The organism is Fuscovulum sp., assembly GCA_035192965.1.
In the GTDB taxonomy this organism is placed as follows: domain Bacteria; phylum Pseudomonadota; class Alphaproteobacteria; order Rhodobacterales; family Rhodobacteraceae; genus Paragemmobacter.
The window spans coordinates 3,189,893-3,204,962 of sequence record CP136571.1 but is presented as its reverse complement, the minus strand read 5'-3'; the positions used below and the strand labels follow the sequence as shown (position 1 = coordinate 3,204,962).

General features: G+C 63.4%; 14 protein-coding genes. 7 read left to right on the top strand and 7 right to left on the bottom strand.

The genetic code is table 11. The annotated features are described in order from the left end of the window. Positions 1-11: 11 nt before the first annotated feature. From purQ to RSE12_15650, 4 genes are all read left to right on the top strand, one after another. Entirely contained in the window at positions 12-680 is a 669-nt protein-coding gene (gene purQ, locus RSE12_15665; protein ID WRH64842.1) for a phosphoribosylformylglycinamidine synthase subunit PurQ, read from the top strand. A 58-nt stretch (positions 681-738) separates the two neighbouring features. Continuing rightward, positions 739-2,502, top strand: a complete 1,764-nt coding sequence (locus RSE12_15660) for an ATP-binding protein (protein ID WRH61792.1) — start codon at positions 739-741, stop codon at positions 2,500-2,502. 7 nt (positions 2,503-2,509) lie between these two features. Then, positions 2,510-3,838, top strand: a complete 1,329-nt coding sequence (locus RSE12_15655; protein WRH61791.1) for a sigma-54 dependent transcriptional regulator — start codon at positions 2,510-2,512, stop codon at positions 3,836-3,838. Between the two features lie 557 nt (positions 3,839-4,395). After that, positions 4,396-7,125 (top strand): ribonuclease E/G, encoded by a 2,730-nt coding sequence (locus RSE12_15650; GenBank protein WRH64841.1) that lies wholly within the window; start codon positions 4,396-4,398, stop codon positions 7,123-7,125. Positions 7,126-7,193: 68 nt separating this feature from the next. Here the strand turns inward: RSE12_15650 and RSE12_15645 are convergent, their stop codons facing one another. Then, complete coding sequence (locus RSE12_15645) at positions 7,194-7,430, bottom strand: sulfurtransferase TusA family protein (protein ID WRH61790.1); 237 nt, start codon at positions 7,428-7,430, stop codon at positions 7,194-7,196. A gap of 93 nt (positions 7,431-7,523) precedes the next feature. Here RSE12_15645 and RSE12_15640 point away from each other — a divergent pair, with 93 nt between their 5' ends. Genes RSE12_15640 through RSE12_15630 form a run of 3 tightly spaced genes read left to right on the top strand, consistent with a single transcriptional unit; the run spans position 7,524 to position 10,896 of the window. Continuing rightward, a complete protein-coding gene (locus tag RSE12_15640; GenBank protein ID WRH61789.1) occupies positions 7,524-8,285 on the top strand; it encodes a cytochrome c biogenesis protein CcdA in 762 nt (253 codons plus the stop codon). A gap of 47 nt (positions 8,286-8,332) precedes the next feature. Continuing rightward, a complete protein-coding gene (locus RSE12_15635) occupies positions 8,333-9,562 on the top strand; it encodes a hypothetical protein (GenBank protein ID WRH61788.1) in 1,230 nt (409 codons plus the stop codon). Beyond that, the gene (locus RSE12_15630; protein ID WRH61787.1) at positions 9,559-10,896 is read left to right on the top strand and encodes a cytochrome P450; all 1,338 of its coding nucleotides are present in this window, start codon (positions 9,559-9,561) and stop codon (positions 10,894-10,896) included. Before RSE12_15635 ends, RSE12_15630 begins: the two co-directional genes overlap by 4 nt. 119 nt (positions 10,897-11,015) lie before the next feature. Here the strand turns inward: RSE12_15630 and RSE12_15625 are convergent, their stop codons facing one another. The 6 genes from RSE12_15625 to chrA all read right to left on the bottom strand — a co-directional run bounded on the left by RSE12_15625 (position 11,016) and on the right by chrA (position 15,038). After that, positions 11,016-11,246 carry an N-(5'-phosphoribosyl)anthranilate isomerase gene (locus tag RSE12_15625; protein WRH61786.1) on the bottom strand — a complete coding sequence of 77 codons (231 nt, stop codon included), beginning with the start codon at positions 11,244-11,246 and terminating at the stop codon, positions 11,016-11,018. 34 nt (positions 11,247-11,280) lie between these two features. Beyond that, positions 11,281-11,496 (bottom strand): ribbon-helix-helix domain-containing protein, encoded by a 216-nt coding sequence (locus tag RSE12_15620; protein WRH61785.1) that lies wholly within the window; start codon positions 11,494-11,496, stop codon positions 11,281-11,283. After that, positions 11,493-11,690: a DUF4169 family protein gene (locus RSE12_15615; GenBank protein ID WRH61784.1), complete on the bottom strand. Its 198-nt coding sequence runs from the start codon at positions 11,688-11,690 to the stop codon at positions 11,493-11,495. Before RSE12_15615 ends, RSE12_15620 begins: the two co-directional genes overlap by 4 nt. After that, a complete protein-coding gene (fumC, locus tag RSE12_15610) occupies positions 11,690-13,084 on the bottom strand; it encodes a class II fumarate hydratase (GenBank protein WRH61783.1) in 1,395 nt (464 codons plus the stop codon). The genes RSE12_15615 and fumC overlap by 1 nt, the downstream gene beginning before the upstream one ends. Before the next feature lie 124 nt (positions 13,085-13,208). Beyond that, positions 13,209-13,673 carry a ClpXP protease specificity-enhancing factor SspB gene (locus RSE12_15605; GenBank protein WRH61782.1) on the bottom strand — a complete coding sequence of 155 codons (465 nt, stop codon included), beginning with the start codon at positions 13,671-13,673 and terminating at the stop codon, positions 13,209-13,211. Positions 13,674-13,760: 87 nt separating this feature from the next. Next, the gene (gene chrA, locus RSE12_15600) at positions 13,761-15,038 is read right to left on the bottom strand and encodes a chromate efflux transporter (GenBank protein WRH61781.1); all 1,278 of its coding nucleotides are present in this window, start codon (positions 15,036-15,038) and stop codon (positions 13,761-13,763) included. Between the last annotated feature and the right edge of the window lie 32 nt (positions 15,039-15,070).

Sequence of the window (15,070 nt, the reverse complement as noted above, 5' to 3'; positions counted from 1 at the left end):
AAGGATGCATGATGAAGGCTGCTGTCGTTACCTTCCCCGGTTCCAACTGTGACCGTGATCTGGCGGTGGCCTTTGAACGGGCAGGGTGGGATGTGGTGCGGGTTTGGCACAAGGATGCCGATCTGCCGAAAGGTGTTGATGTGGTGGGCGTGCCGGGGGGCTTTTCCTTTGGCGATTACCTGCGCTGCGGCGCGATTGCCGCGCAATCCCCCATCGGTGCAGCGGTCAAGGCCCATGCCGCGCGCGGCGGCTTTGTTTTGGGCGTGTGCAACGGGTTTCAGGTGTTGACCGAGATGCAGCTTCTTCCCGGTGCGCTGATGCGGAATGCGGGGCTGAAATTCGTCTGCCGCATGCAGAAGCTGCGCGTGGAAACCACCGACAGCGCCTTTACAGCCGGTTATGCGCGCGGGTTGGAAATCACGGTTCCGGTGGCGCATCACGATGGCAATTTCACCATTGATGCCGATGGGCTGAAGCAGTTGCAGGATCAGGACCGCATTGCATTCACCTATGCAGGCAACCCGAACGGGTCGATGGCCGATATCGCGGGCATCCTGTCCGAGAATCACCGCGTGTTGGGAATGATGCCCCATCCGGAGCGGGTGGTGGATGCGGCGCAGGGCGGAACCGATGGCACGGCGTTGTTCACGGCGCTTTTGGGCGGGTTGGCGCTTGCCTGACGGGGGCTTCTGGCCCCTCTGCTTGAAGCGGGGGGCTGGGCGGGCCTAGATTACCGCCATGAGCGATGGCACCCATCCGATCCCTGATACCGAGGCCGCGCCGGGCATTTCCTGGCGGGTGAAACTGGCGATTGGCCTGATGGTGATTCTGGCGGTCGGCATCGTGCTGGTGACCAATCGCTGGCTGTCGGATCGGTTCACCGAGACGACCCGCAACCGGGCGGAATTGCGCATCGCACTGTATTCCGGGAACATGGTTTCCGAATTGCAGCGCACGTCGGTCGTGCCTTTGTTGCTGGCGGGCGATCCGGCGCTGATCGAGGCACTGCGCGCGCGGAACTATCCTGACACATCCCAAAAGCTGATCCGTGTGCAATCCGAGATCGGCGTTGCGTCGATCATGCTGATTGATGCGGATGGGCGCACCGTGGCGGCGACGAACCGCAACCTGTTGGGGACGAACCACCGCGCAGGAGCCTATTTCGTGGAAGCGGTGCGCAACAAGGACACGGTGTTTACCGCGCAGGCGCGGGAGGGTGGGGGGTTCGACTTCACCTATTCGCGGGCTGTGATGATGGATGGCAAGGCCGGCGGCGTGATCGTTGTGGCGGTCGATCTGATGAAATACGAACGCGCCTGGGCCGGATTGCAGGATGCGGTGATGGTCACCGACAGCGAGGGGACTGTGATCCTCGCGACGGAGCCACGCTGGCGTGGCCTGCCCATGGAAGAGGCTTTGGCGGTGCGGGATGCGCCATCGGCTTTGAGCCGGGCCATTCAGGCCACGGCGGATTGGGCGCAATCGCCGCCCGATGCCTATGTGCGTGGCGAGGCCGTGATGAAGACCGAGGCGCGGGTGCCATTCCGGGGTTGGCGGATGGTGACGTTCACGGCCTATGACTCGGTCCGGGAACGGGTAAACGGGATCCTCGCGCTGGAGATCATGGGCTTTGCCATTCTGATGGCGCTGACCTTCTACTTCCTGTCGCGCAAGGCCTGGTCGCAAAGCATGAGCTTTCAACGGGAGTCGGCGGAACTGCGGATGCTGAACGCGCGCTTGCAGCGCGAGATTGCGGAACGCGAAAAGGTGCAGAAAGACCTTGCCGTGGCGGAACTGACGCTGGCGCAATCGTCCAAGCTTGCCGCACTGGGCGAGATGTCGGCGGCGGTAAGTCATGAATTGAATCAACCTCTTGCAGCGATGAAGACCTATCTGGCGGGCGCGCGGCTGTTGTTGCAGCGCAAGCGTCCCGAAGAGGCGCTGTCGTCGTTCCAGCGGATTGATGATCTGATTGAACGCATGGGCGCGATCACGCGGCAGTTGAAATCCTATGCCCGCAAGGGCGGTGAGGCGTTTGAGCCGGTAGACCTGAGGGCCTGTCTTTCCAGTGCCTTGTCGATGATGGAGCCGCAGTTGAAGCTGCGGGTGGTCAAGATCACCCGGACCTTGCCGCGCACGCCGGTGATGGTGATGGCGGATCGGATCCGTTTGGAGCAGGTGATCATCAACCTGTTGCGCAATGCGCTGGATGCGACGCGGGACCGGTCGGACGCGCAGATCGACCTGATCCTGTCATCGGGCGATGTGGCGCTATTGGCGGTGCGCGACAACGGCACCGGGATCGTCGATCTGGATAACCTGTTTGAGCCTTTCTACACGACCAAGAAGCCGGGCGAGGGGGTGGGGCTGGGCCTTGCGATTTCGTCGGGGATTGTGACCGACCTGGGCGGGCGCCTGATGGCGCGCAATGCCGAGGGCGGCGGTGCGGTATTTGAGATGCAGTTGCCCCTTTTGGGCAGAGAAGTGGAAGCAGCGGAATGAGGATGGCATGGCGCGGGCAATGAAAGTGGCGATCGTCGATGACGAAGCGGACATGCGGCAATCCATCAGCCAGTGGCTGGCGCTTTCGGGTTTTGATACAGAGACTTACGCGAGCGCCGAAGATGCGCTGCGCGGCATCGGGCCGGAATTTCCCGGCGTCGTGGTCAGCGATATCAAGATGCCGGGCATGGATGGGATGGCGTTCCTGAAACGGCTGATGGGCATGGATTCCGGCCTGCCGGTCATCATGATCACCGGGCATGGCGATGTGCCGATGGCAGTGGAAGCGATGCGGGTCGGGGCCTATGATTTTCTGGAAAAGCCCTTCAATCCGGACCGGATGACGGAACTGGCCAAGCGCGCGACGCAGGCGCGGCGCATGACGCTGGACAATCGGGCGCTGCGCAAAGAGCTGTCGGACGGGTCGATCCTGATGAAGAAGCTGATCGGATCAAGCCCGGTCATGGAGCGGCTGCGCGAGGATATTCTTGATCTGGGTCAGGCAGATAGCCATGTTCTGATCGACGGGGAAACCGGCACGGGCAAGACGCTGGTGGCGCATGCGCTGCATGCCGTTGGGCCGCGCGGATCGAAGAAATTCGTGACCATCTCTTGTGCGGCCTGGTCCGAGGATCAATTGGCAGCCAAGCTGTTCGGGCCCAGCGAGGATGGGCAGATCCCGCTTGTGGAAGAGGCGCGGGGTGGGACGCTGTGCCTTGAGGATGTGGAAGCGCTGAGCCAGCCGTTGCAGGCGCGGCTGTTGACGGTGATCAACGATCAGGGCACGCCGCCCGAAACCCGCATCATCGCGATCTGCAACGAACATGCGCCGGACAAGACGCTGGAGGATCTGCTGCGGTCGGACCTCTACTACCGGTTGGGGGCAATGACGATCCTTTGCCCACCCCTTAGGGTGCGGGGCGAGGATATCCTGACGCTGTTCACCCGGATGTCAGAGCAGTTTTCCGAGGAATATGGCTGTGATGCGCCGCAGGTGACGGCGCAGGAGGCGGCGCAACTGTTGCAGGCGCCATGGCCGGGAAATGTGCGTCAGTTGGTCAATATTGCCGAGCGGGCGGTGTTGCAGAACCGGCGGGGATCGGGGTCGATTGCGAGCCTTCTGATGGCCGACAACGAGGCAACGGGGCCTGCCATGACGACGGAAGGCAAGCCGTTGAAAGAATACGTCGAAAGCTTTGAGAAGATGCTGATCGACAATACGATGCGGCGCCACAAGGGCAGCATCGTCGCGGTGATGGATGAGCTGTGCCTGCCGCGGCGGACGTTGAACGAGAAGATGGCGAAGTATGGCCTGAGCCGGGCCGAGTATACCTGAAGCCGCTTTAATCATTGGGAAAAACCGAAAATGGCTGTGCAGCGCGTGGTGCAGCGTGCTGTGCAGCAAACTGTATGCACGCAGCGCACGCTGGTATCGCATTAAGGTTAACTTTCGGTTGAGTAATTATTTCTGTTGGCAACCCCAGATGTTCAGTCTGCGCCCTGTGTGAAATTCACCCATTGTGTTTTCCGCTGCTTTGCCCCTAGGGTCACAGCAAGCGGGGTTTGCCCTGCCGTGGAATTCTCTGCCCCTATCGCCGGTGCCTGTTAGCGCTGCCGTGCCGGGTGGCAGTCGGATCGGCCGAGAGGTCGTCAATTTGCCCGTCATGTCTTTCGACGCAGCGGGCTTAATCAGGTGGGTGCCGCGAGGTGCCCGGAAGAGAACCGCGATGACGCGCGCGAATTTGATGACGAGAACCGAGGGATGCCCACAGGGCATGGCCCGGCTTTTCGCCCCGCGCCGTCTTGCCCAGACAAGCCGTCCTGTCCCGTCTGACCCAGATCCCGGAGCATGCTCTGGGCCGGATCGGCCGCGCCGGGGCGCATCAGGACATCATGGCAAAGAAAATGCTTATCGACGCCACCCATGCGGAAGAGACCCGCGTTGTGGTGGTGGATGGAAACAAGGTCGAAGAATTTGACTTTGAAACCCTGAACAAGCGTCAGCTTGCGGGGAATATCTACCTTGCAAAGGTGACGCGGGTCGAACCTTCGTTGCAGGCGGCCTTTGTGGATTACGGCGGGAACCGCCATGGATTTCTGGCATTTGCCGAAATCCACCCGGATTATTACCAGATCCCCGTCGCAGACCGTAAGGCGCTGCTGGATGAGGAACGCGCCTATAACCGGGCGCAGGACGAGGAAGACAACCGCCGGTCGCGCCCCAAGCCGCGCCCGCGCCCCGAAGCATCCAAGCCCGACTCGGTGAAAGTCTCCGAGATCGGCGGCATGGATGTTGTTGATCTGGATGAGGACGGGGAAGACGGCGACGGCGGCACGATGCTGGCCGAAACCGCTGCCCCGACAACGGCCCAACATTCGGAACATTCGCATGATCATGCACATGATCATTCGGGCGAGAATGGTGATGACAATGGCGCGCGCACCTATCGCGCCATGGACCATGCCAGCGACACCGATGACGAGATCGAGTCGGTGGCCGAAGAGGACGTGGCCGAGGAAATCAGCGCGCCGCGCAAGCCGCGCCCGCGCCGTTACAAGATTCAGGAAGTGATCAAGGTCCGGCAGATCATGCTGGTTCAGGTCGTGAAGGAAGAACGCGGCAACAAGGGTGCAGCACTGACCACCTATCTGTCGCTGGCTGGCCGCTATTGCGTGCTGATGCCCAACACGGCGCGGGGCGGCGGGATTTCCCGTAAGATCACCGTCGCGGCGGATCGCAAGAAGCTGAAGGAAATCGCGGGCGAGATTGAGGTGCCAGAAGGTGCCGGCCTGATCATCCGGACAGCGGGTGCCAAGCGCACGAAGCCCGAGATCAAGCGCGATTATGAATATCTGATGCGGCTGTGGGAACAGGTCCGCGAATTGACGCTGAAATCCATCGCGCCTGCGGCGATCTATGAGGAAGGCGATCTGATCAAGCGGTCGATCCGGGACCTTTATTCCCGCGAGATCGACGAGGTTCTGGTTGAAGGCGAGGCCGGCTATCGCACCGCCAAGGACTTCATGCGCATGATCATGCCCAGCCATGCCAAGATGGTGAAGCGCTATGACGAACAGATGCCGCTGTTCGCCCGGTTCCAGGTGGAAAGCTATCTGAGCGGGATGTTCAACCCGACGGTGCAGCTGAAATCCGGCGGGTATATCGTGATCGGGATCACGGAAGCGCTGGTATCGATCGACGTGAACTCGGGCCGGTCGACGCGGGAAGGGTCCATCGAGGACACGGCGCTGAAGACGAATATCGAGGCGGCGGAAGAGATTTCGCGCCAGTTGCGGCTGCGCGATCTGGCCGGGCTGATCGTCATCGACTTTATCGACATGGAAGAGCGGAAGAACAACGCTGCCGTCGAGAAGCGTTTGAAAGAAAAGCTGAAAACGGATCGGGCGCGGATTCAGGTCGGCCGAATTTCCGGGTTCGGTCTGCTGGAAATGAGCCGTCAGCGGTTGCGTCCGGGGATGCTGGAATCCACCACGCAGCCCTGTTCGCATTGCCATGGAACCGGGTTGATCCGGTCGGATGACAGCCTTGGTTTGCAGATCCTGCGGGCGCTTGAGGAAGAGGGAACGCGGAAGCGGTCGAAGGAGGTGCTGCTGAAGGCGCCTGTGGGGATCGTGAATTTCCTGATCAACCAGAAGCGCGAGCATATTGCGCTGATCGAGGCGCGTTATGGCATGAGCGTGCGGATCGAGGGCGATCCGATGCTGGTGAGCCCGGATTTCGTGATCGAGAAGTTCAAGACGGCCACCCGTGTGGTGCCGGAGATTTCGTCGGTGATTTCGGGCCATGCCGGGTTGATGGGCGCGCCTGTCGATGAGGATGAAGACGAAGATCTGCCGCTGGACGAAGAGCTGGACGAGGCCGAGGAGGCAGCGGAAGAGGCTGTGGCCGAGGGCAAGGCGGACGGGCGCGGTGAGCCGCGCGGCGACGGTGCGCCCAAGAAGAAGCGGCGCCGGCGTCGGCGCAAGAAGGGCGGGTCCGGCACAGGGGCCAATGCCACGAATGGTGAGTTCGAGGCAGCCGATGGCGAGGATGACGGCGACGACGAGGACGAGGATGACGACGCGGCCGATGAGGCCGTGAACGACACCCCGGCTGCTGTGGCGGAACCGGTGTCTGCGCCGGTGGTTGAGGCGGATGTCGAGGCTGTGGTTGCCGAAGCGGGACCGAAGCCGAAAGTGACGCGGTCGCGGGTGGGAACCTCTCCGTCGCGGGCGAAGAAGCCGGCGGCTGCCAAGGATGCGCCGAAGGATTCGGCAGAGGCCCCGGTGGCCGAGGCCGTGGCCGATGCGCCGTCTGAGGAAGAGAAGCCCAAGGCCAAGAAGCCCGCAGCACCCCGCACGCGCAGCACCTCTGCCGCCGCGACGGCCAAGCCCAAGGCGGCCCCGGCTGCGAAGGCAGGGACGAAGGCCAAGGCCGCGCCAGTGGCCGAGGTGTTCCCGGCTGATCCGGGCACCGCACCGGTGCAGCAGGAAGCGCTGGTTCCCGATCCGGGCGAGGCTGAGGTGGCGGCGATTGCGGCACCTGCTGCCCCCGCAGCGCCCGAGGCCAAGGATGACCCGAACAAGCCCCGGAAAAAGGGCTGGTGGTCGCTGGGCCGCTGAGGGGTTTCTGATGTTTTTGCGCGGGCCGGGGTTATTCCCCGGCCCGTTTGCTTTGGCGACAGGCGTGGTCAGCCGCGACGGATGCGATAGGCGGTGACACCGTTTGGCAGCGGGGTGGCGTCAAGGAAGCCATGCCCGGACTGGGTGCAGAAATGCGGCAGGTCGATTGCGGCCATGCGGTCGGTGGCGCGCAGGCGCAGGATTTGACCGGGTTGCATCGTGATCAGCCGCTTGCGCGCGCGCAGCACGGGAAGGGGGCAGAGCAGCCCTTCACAGTCAATCTCGATGTCCCAATCCTGTGTCATGGCGGGGAGATAGCGCAAGCGTTGCAGCAGGGCCACGGCAATGTGACAAACGGGCGTGGTGACGGGGCGCTGTGAAGCGGGTATCACGGGCGCATGTTCGGGTTTGACATCATAGATGCGGGATTGCTGCCTGCCATGCTGGTGGCGCTGACGGCGGGGGTTCTGTCGTTCCTCAGCCCCTGCGTGTTGCCCATCGTGCCGCCCTATCTGGCCTATATGGGCGGGATCAGCATGAGCGAGATGACCGGTGGCGCGGCGGCAGCGCGGCGGCGGGTGATGCTTCCGGCGCTGTTCTTCGTGCTGGGCCTGTCGACGGTGTTCCTTTTGCTGGGGTTCACGGCCAGTGCCTTTGGGGCGTTCTTTCTGACCAATCAGGAGATTTTCGCGCAGATTGCCGGGGCGGTGGTTCTGGTGTTCGGGCTGCATTTCTTGGGTGTGTTCCGGATCAGCTTGCTGGACCGCGAGGCACGGCTGGATGCGGGGGATCGGGGCGGATCGGCCTTTGGGGCCTATGTGCTTGGCCTGGCCTTTGCCTTTGGCTGGACACCCTGCATCGGGCCGCAGCTGGGCACGATCCTTTCGCTGGCCGCGCAGGAGGGATCGGTGCAGCGGGGCACCGTGCTGCTGGGCGTGTATGCGGTGGGGCTTGGGCTGCCGTTTCTGCTGGCCGCGCTGTTCATCGAACGGGCGATGGGGCTGATGCAGCGGCTGAAGCCCTATATGAAGTGGATCGAGCGGGCCATGGGCGCGCTGCTGGTGGTGGTGGGTCTGGCGCTGCTGACCGGGGCTTTCACCGATTTCAGCTGGTGGCTGCTGGAAACCTTTGACCGGTTCGGCATTCCCCTCTTGGGCTGAGGCATTCGACGCGGCATAGTGCCGGCGTAACGGGTGCGGGGTGTAAAATGGCGGGGCTGACGGCGAGGGATACGGGGCAGGTGCGCCGGCGGCGCGTGTTCTACATTCCCGGTTTCGATCCTTTGCAAACCCGGCGCTATCGGCAGTTCTATCGTACGGAAGGCCCGGCGCAGGCGGCGATATCCGGCTATGCGCTGGAGATCGGGCGCAAGCGCGAAGATGCTGCGCATGGCTGGTCGGTGCGTGCGCAGATCGATGGAGAAGGCGTCACGGCAGATGTCGAGGTGCTGGCCTGGGCCGATATCATTGGCGGGTCGATGCGGCGGACAATCCCGGCAACCTATGGGCAGATGCTGCGAACGGCTTGGATCTATGTGGCGTCGGGCGCGCTGTTCCGGTTGGGGCGTTTGCGCAAGGGGCCGACGCTGGCGGCGCTGTATCCGGTGGTGATGCTGACCTTGCAGGCGGTGCTGGCAGGGCTTTCGGGATGGGGGATCGGGCAAGGGGTGGCGATGCTGCTGCCGGGCTGGGTGGGCGTGGCAGGGGGCTGGGTGGCAGGGTTGGCGCTGGCCTGGGCCATGCTGCGGCTGTTCCAGCGGCTGGATCGCCGGTTTCTGGCCTATTACCTGATGCACGACTACGCGTTTTCTGCGGGCCTTTGGGGGGCCTATCCGTCGGTGCTGGAGGCGCGGTTGGCGGTGTTTGCTGCCCGTATCCGCGCGGCGCTGGAGGAGGAGGGGGATGAGGTGCTGGTGGTGGGCCATTCTTCGGGCGCGATCCTCGGTGTATCGATTCTGGCCGATCTAATCCGGGCGGGGGTGCCTGCGCGGGGACCGGTTCTGTCCTTTCTGACCTTGGGGCAGGTGGTGCCGATGGTGTCTTTCCTGCCCGAGGCGAAACGGCTGCGCGCCGATTTGGCCTTTCTATCGACACGGGAAGAAGTGACCTGGGTCGATGTGACCGCGCCGGGGGATGGCTGCGCCTTTGCCCTATGTGATCCGGTGGCGGTGAGCGGGGTTGCGCCAGAGGGCAAGCGCTGGCCTTTGGTGATTTCCTGCGCCTTTACCCAGACCTTCAGCCCCGAGCGGTGGCGGAGGATGCGGTTCCGCTGGTTCCGGCTGCATTTCCAGTACATGTGCGCCTTTGATCGGCCGGGGGAATACGACTATTTCCGCATCACGGCGGGGCCTTTGACGCTGCGCGCGCGCTATGCCGGGCGGGCGCCTTCGAAAAGCCGGATCGAGCGGGCGATGTCGGGCCATCGGAGCATGGCATGAAGGCCCCAAAGCCAGAGCCGAGACCGGACCGTGTGTCGCTGTGGCGATACCTGCGGCTGTTTAGAGAGGATATTCTGTCGGCGCAGCCTGCGCGGCTGTATCGCGCCTGGATGGCCGAGTTCCGCACGCCGTTCTTTCGCAGTTACATGTGCAATGATCCCGCGCTGGTGCGGCGGGTGTTGCAGGAGCGGCCGGATGATTTTCCGAAATCCGACCGCATCCGAGAGGGGTTGGCGCCGCTTTTGGGGCAGTCGGTTTTCGTCACCAATGGCGAGATGTGGAAGCGCCAGCGCCGGATCATTGACCCGGCCTTTGAAGGGGGGCGGTTGAAGGACACGTTCCCTGCCATGTGGGCGGCGGGGGAGGCGGCGGTAGCGCGGATGGGTACGGGTGTGGTGGAGGTGGAGGAATTTGCCAGCCATGCGGCGGCGGATGTGATCTTTCGGACGCTGTTTTCGCTGCCGATCGAAGACCGGGATGCGACGGCGGTGTTTCACGCCTTTCGCGCCTATCAACGCACCCAGCCGATTCTGAACCTTGCGGCCTTTGTGCCGTTGCCGCGCTGGATGCCGCGCCTGCACAAGGGCCGCACGATGCGGGCTGCGGCCGAGATCCGGCGGCTGATCACGCGGATGACCGAGCGGCGGGCAGGGGAGATTGCGGCAGGGACGGCACCCGACGACCTGGCCACAAAGATCATGGTGACTGTGGACCCGGTGACCGGAGAGCGGTTCGGCACCGAAGAGATGGTCGATCAGGTGGCGATCTTCTTTTTGGCCGGCCATGAGACCAGTGCGAGCGCTTTGGGCTGGGCGCTGTGGCTCTTGGCGGCGAACCCGGACGTGCAGGATCGGGTGGCGGCTGAGGTGGCGGGGCTGGAGAACGATTTCGGCGCCGTGGCGCGGTTGCGGTTCACGCGCGACGTGTTCCGCGAGGTGCTGCGGTTGTTCCCGCCGGTGCCAATGATGGTGCGCGAGACGACCTGCCCGGAAGAGTTTCGGGGGCGGGCGGTGGCGCCGGGCGCACAGGTGGTGTTGTCGCCCTGGCATTTGGGGCGGCATGAGCGGATCTGGGACACGCCGGATGAGTTCGACCCGGATCGTTGGGCGCGGGAAGAAACGAAGGTTGCGGCGCGGGATGGGTGGCTGCCGTTCTCCAGCGGGCCGAGGGTCTGCACGGGCGCGGGGTTCGCTATGGTGGAGGGGGTGCTGCTGCTGGCGCAACTGGTGCGGGCCTTCCGGTTCGAGGTGGTGGAAGGGCGGGTGCCGGTACCTGTGGCGCATCTGACAGTGCGGGCGCGGGACGGGGTTTGGCTGCGGGTTACCCGTCGGTGAGGCGAAATCTGACGCAGATTTCGCGTCGATTTCTGCACGCAGAAATCGTGTGAGCAGCAATCGGTTTGCCAGGCGGAATTTGCGTCAAATTCCGCTGCGATTTCTGCGTGCAGAAATCGTCAAACCACGCGACGGATGGGTTCTTGGTTGCAGATGATGATGAACTGGCCTGCATTTTCGAGAACTGTGAAGCCGCGGCGGCGAATTTCGGCCAGAAAGACATCCCTGCCAACATAGCGTTCCACGTCGCGCACCTGTCGGCGGATCACGCCGCCATCTCGTGCGGCCTGTGAATTGAAGAGGTGGGATATCCATCCTTCGGTCGTGTAGGGCAAAAGATTGCGGTTCATACCGGCATTTTGCCTCAGACCCGTAAACGCCCGGTTAACCGCGATAGCGGTTCAGCACGAAGACCCGGATCGCGGAAGCAAGGCCGACATCACCGTTGCGGCTTTCGTCCACTGCGATGGCAAGCTGGTTCAGCGTGACCCCACGCTCGGTCGCGATGTCGCGGAAAGCCTGCCAGAATTCAGCCTCCAGCGACACGCTGGTACGGTGGCCGCGCAGGGTGAGGGAGTGTTTGACGGGGCGGGCGGTCATATGCCGTCCTTGCCCGGGGTGTCATCCTTGCGGTGGGCGTCAAGGTCGCGGGCGGCTTTTTCCGCCCGCGCCTGACCCAGATCGCGTTCGGCCCTTGTCTGGCCGAACTTGGCGGCATTGGCGTCAGCCTGCGTGCGGGCGGCCTTGCGGGCCGCCTCTTTCCGTTTTGCGCGCAGGTTGACGATTTCGGCCATCAGCCTTTCGGTCCGATCATGTCTTCGGGGCGGACCACGCGGTCGAAGGTTTCGGCATCGACGAAGCCCAGCGCGATCGCCTCTTCCTTCAGGGTGGTGCCGTTCTTGTGGGCGGTCTTGGCGACCTTGGTGGCGTTGTCATAGCCGATGGTGGGGGCAAGTGCCGTGACCAGCATCAGCGATTCCTTCATCAGCTTGTCGATGCGCGGGATGTTGGCCTGCGTGCCCACGACCATGTTGTCGGTGAAGCTGCCGGCCGCGTCGCCCAGAAGCTGCATGGATTGCAGGACGTTGTAGGACATCATGGGGTTGTAGACGTTCAGTTCAAAATGCCCCTGTGAGCCTGCGAAACCCACGGCCGCATCATTGCCCATGACATGGGCGCAGACCATTGTCAGCGCCTCGGCCTGAGTCGGGTTCACCTTGCCGGGCATGATGGAGGAGCCGGGTTCGTTTTCGGGCAGGATCAACTCGCCCAGGCCGGAGCGGGGGCCGGAGCCGAGAAGGCGCAGGTCGTTGGCGATCTTGAACAGGGAGGCGGCGACCGTCTTCAGCGCGCCGGAGAACATGACCATGGCGTCATGGGCGGCGAGCGCTTCGAACTTGTTCGGGGCGGTGACGAAGGGCAGGTCAGTGATCTCGGCAATGCGCGCGGCGACGCGGGTGTCCCAGCCGACGCGGGTGTTCAGACCGGTGCCGACGGCAGTGCCGCCCTGGGCCAGTTCATAGATATCGGGCAGGCAGGATTTCACGCGGGCGATGCCCTTTTCAACCTGCTTGGCATAGCCACCGAATTCCTGCCCGAGCGTGAGGGGCGTAGCATCCTGCGTATGGGTGCGGCCGATCTTGATGATATCCTTGAATTCTTCGGATTTCGCGGCGAGCGCGGCGTGAAGTTTTTCCAGACCCGGCAGCAGCACATCGCGCGCCATCATGCCGATGGCGACGTGCATTGCGGTTGGGAAAGTATCGTTGGAGCTTTGCCCCATGTTGACGTGGTCGTTCGGGTGGACGGGCTTTTTGGTGCCCATCACGCCACCCAGCATTTCGATGGCGCGGTTCGAGATCACTTCGTTGGCGTTCATGTTGGACTGGGTGCCGGAACCGGTTTGCCAGACAACGAGGGGGAAGTTGTCGTCGAATTTGCCTTCGATCACCTCTTGCGCGGCGGCGGCGATGGCGTTGCCCAGTTCCGGTGTAATGTCACCCTGATCGATGTTGACCAAGGCGCAGGCCTTCTTGATGACGCCCAGAGCGCGGATGATGGCGACCGGCTGGCGTTCCCAGCCGATGGGGAAATTGATGATCGACCGCTGGGTCTGTGCGCCCCAGTACTTGTTGGCGGGAACCTCAAGCGGGCCGAAGCTGTCGGTCTCGGTACGGGTCGCGGACATGGGCCAAGTCTCCTGATTTCGCTGATGCCGGATTAGCGGCAGGGTGGGGCAAAATCAATCGGCATACCGTCGCATACCGTGCATTTGGCTGATCTTTCGGCGCGGGCCTGCCGTGCCAAAAGGGTCAGTGCTTGCGGAACTTGTCGAGGCTGACGATCTGCGCGTCCTGCTGGGGCGGGGGATCATCGTCGCCGTCATCGTCGCTGTCTTCGCTGTCATCTTCTTCGTCATCATCGCTATGGGTTTCGAAGCGCAGGCCGAATTCTACGGAGGGATCCACGAAGGTGCGGACGGAATCGAATGGGATGACCAGCGGTTCGGGCTGATTGCCGAAGTTCAGCGTGACGGAAAAGCCCTCATCCGTGACGATCAGGTTTTCGAACCAGTGCTGGATGACCACCGTCATCTCGGCCGGATAGCGGGCGCGAAGCCAGTCCGCGATGGCGACATCGGGATGGGTGGTGTCGAAGGTGATGAAGAAGTGATGCGCGCCGGGCAGGCCGTCGCGGGCAACATCTTGCAGGACATTCTGGATCAACCCGCGCATCGCCCGATGCATCAGATTGCCGTAGTCGATGGAACGAGCCATGCGCTGTCCTTTCCGCTGCCTGGGTTCATTTACGGGGGATTCGGCCCAGAAGGGAAGGGGGCCGATCCTTACGGCGGGTGGTTTGCGTCAAGACGCCACCGGGATGAGCAATCCGGCGGCTTGCAGGCCCAGGCCGCCAAGCGCGGCCAGCCCGAGGACAAGGGGAAGGGGCATATGGCGGCGCAGGAGGAGCCAGCCCGCCACCAGCGCCAGAGCGGCCATCGCGGGGCGGAAACTGCCCGGATCGGGGGTAAGCAGGTCGAGCGGGCCAAACGTAGTGCGCCCAACGGTGCCGAAAAAGACATGCGCAGCAAACCAGACCGACAGGTTGGCGATCACGCCCACAACGGCGGCCATGATGCCGGACAATGCGCCGGCAAGGCGTGGTTCGGCGGTGATGCGGGCGATCCAGGGCGCGCCTGCGAAGATCATCATGAAACTGGGCACGAAGGTCGCCCAGAGCGTGACGGCAGCGGCGGCAACGCCCATGGTCCAGCCGCCCTGACGGTGGCCGGCAAGGTATCCTACGAATTCGGTCACAAGGATCAGCGGGCCGGGGGTGGTTTCGGCAAGACCGAGGCCATCCATCATCTCACGCAGGGTGAGCCAGCCTTTGTCTTCGACCACGGCCTGCGCCATCCAGGCCAGCACCGCATAGGCACCGCCGAAGGTGAGGATCGCGAGTTTGGAGAAGAAGAGGCCGATCTCGGCCAGCAGGCCCGCATCCATGACCCAGAGCGTTGCGATTGGCGTGAGCCAGATTGCCAGCCAGAGGGCGAGGGTTTGAACGGTGCCGGTGGCCTGTGGGGCGGTGGGCAGCGGGTCGGTTGAGGCGGTTGTGCCGCGGGCGTTGATCCAGCCCCAGAGACCAGCGGCAAGAATGACCAAGGGGAAGGGCGCATTGGCGAGGAAGAGGGCGAGGAAGGCGAGCACCGCCACGATCAGCGCGGCGCGCCCCTTGAGCGCGCGTTTCGACACGCGCAGAAGCGCCTCGATCACGATCACGGCGACGGCGGCCTGCACGCCCATGAACAGCGCCTGCATCAGGGGAACGGTGCCATAGGCCGCGTAAAGCGCGGCGAGGGCGAGGACGACCAGCGCACCGGGGGCAACGAAGAGGCCGCCCGCGATCAGCCCGCCCAGCGTGCCGCGCAGCCGCCAGCCGGACCATGTGGCAAGCTGCATCGCCTCGGGCCCCGGCAGGAGCATGCAGAAGGAGAGGGCGGAAAGGTATTCCTTTTCCGTGAGCCAGCGTTTTTCATCGACCAGAACGCGGTGCATGAGCGCGATCTGGGCGGCAGGACCGCCAAAGGACATCAGGCCGATATGGCCGAAGGTGCGGAAAAGTTCGGAAAGCGGTGTCATGATCCGGACTTAGCCCGCCCGAAGTAACGGGA

Excerpts from the sequence above, each read along its gene's own strand:
- purQ (WRH64842.1), top strand. The coding sequence starts at position 12 with ATGAAGGCTGCTGTCGTTACCTTCCCCGGTTCCAACTGTGACCGTGAT.
- RSE12_15660 (WRH61792.1), top strand. The coding sequence starts at position 739 with ATGAGCGATGGCACCCATCCGATCCCTGATACCGAGGCCGCGCCGGGC.
- RSE12_15655 (WRH61791.1), top strand. The coding sequence starts at position 2,510 with ATGGCGCGGGCAATGAAAGTGGCGATCGTCGATGACGAAGCGGACATG.
- RSE12_15650 (WRH64841.1), top strand. The coding sequence starts at position 4,396 with ATGGCAAAGAAAATGCTTATCGACGCCACCCATGCGGAAGAGACCCGC.
- RSE12_15645 (WRH61790.1), bottom strand. The coding sequence starts at position 7,430 with ATGACACAGGATTGGGACATCGAGATTGACTGTGAAGGGCTGCTCTGC.
- RSE12_15640 (WRH61789.1), top strand. The coding sequence starts at position 7,524 with ATGTTCGGGTTTGACATCATAGATGCGGGATTGCTGCCTGCCATGCTG.
- RSE12_15635 (WRH61788.1), top strand. The coding sequence starts at position 8,333 with ATGGCGGGGCTGACGGCGAGGGATACGGGGCAGGTGCGCCGGCGGCGC.
- RSE12_15630 (WRH61787.1), top strand. The coding sequence starts at position 9,559 with ATGAAGGCCCCAAAGCCAGAGCCGAGACCGGACCGTGTGTCGCTGTGG.
- RSE12_15625 (WRH61786.1), bottom strand. The coding sequence starts at position 11,246 with ATGAACCGCAATCTTTTGCCCTACACGACCGAAGGATGGATATCCCAC.
- RSE12_15620 (WRH61785.1), bottom strand. The coding sequence starts at position 11,496 with ATGACCGCCCGCCCCGTCAAACACTCCCTCACCCTGCGCGGCCACCGT.
- RSE12_15615 (WRH61784.1), bottom strand. The coding sequence starts at position 11,690 with ATGGCCGAAATCGTCAACCTGCGCGCAAAACGGAAAGAGGCGGCCCGC.
- fumC (WRH61783.1), bottom strand. The coding sequence starts at position 13,084 with ATGTCCGCGACCCGTACCGAGACCGACAGCTTCGGCCCGCTTGAGGTT.
- RSE12_15605 (WRH61782.1), bottom strand. The coding sequence starts at position 13,673 with ATGGCTCGTTCCATCGACTACGGCAATCTGATGCATCGGGCGATGCGC.
- chrA (WRH61781.1), bottom strand. The coding sequence starts at position 15,038 with ATGACACCGCTTTCCGAACTTTTCCGCACCTTCGGCCATATCGGCCTG.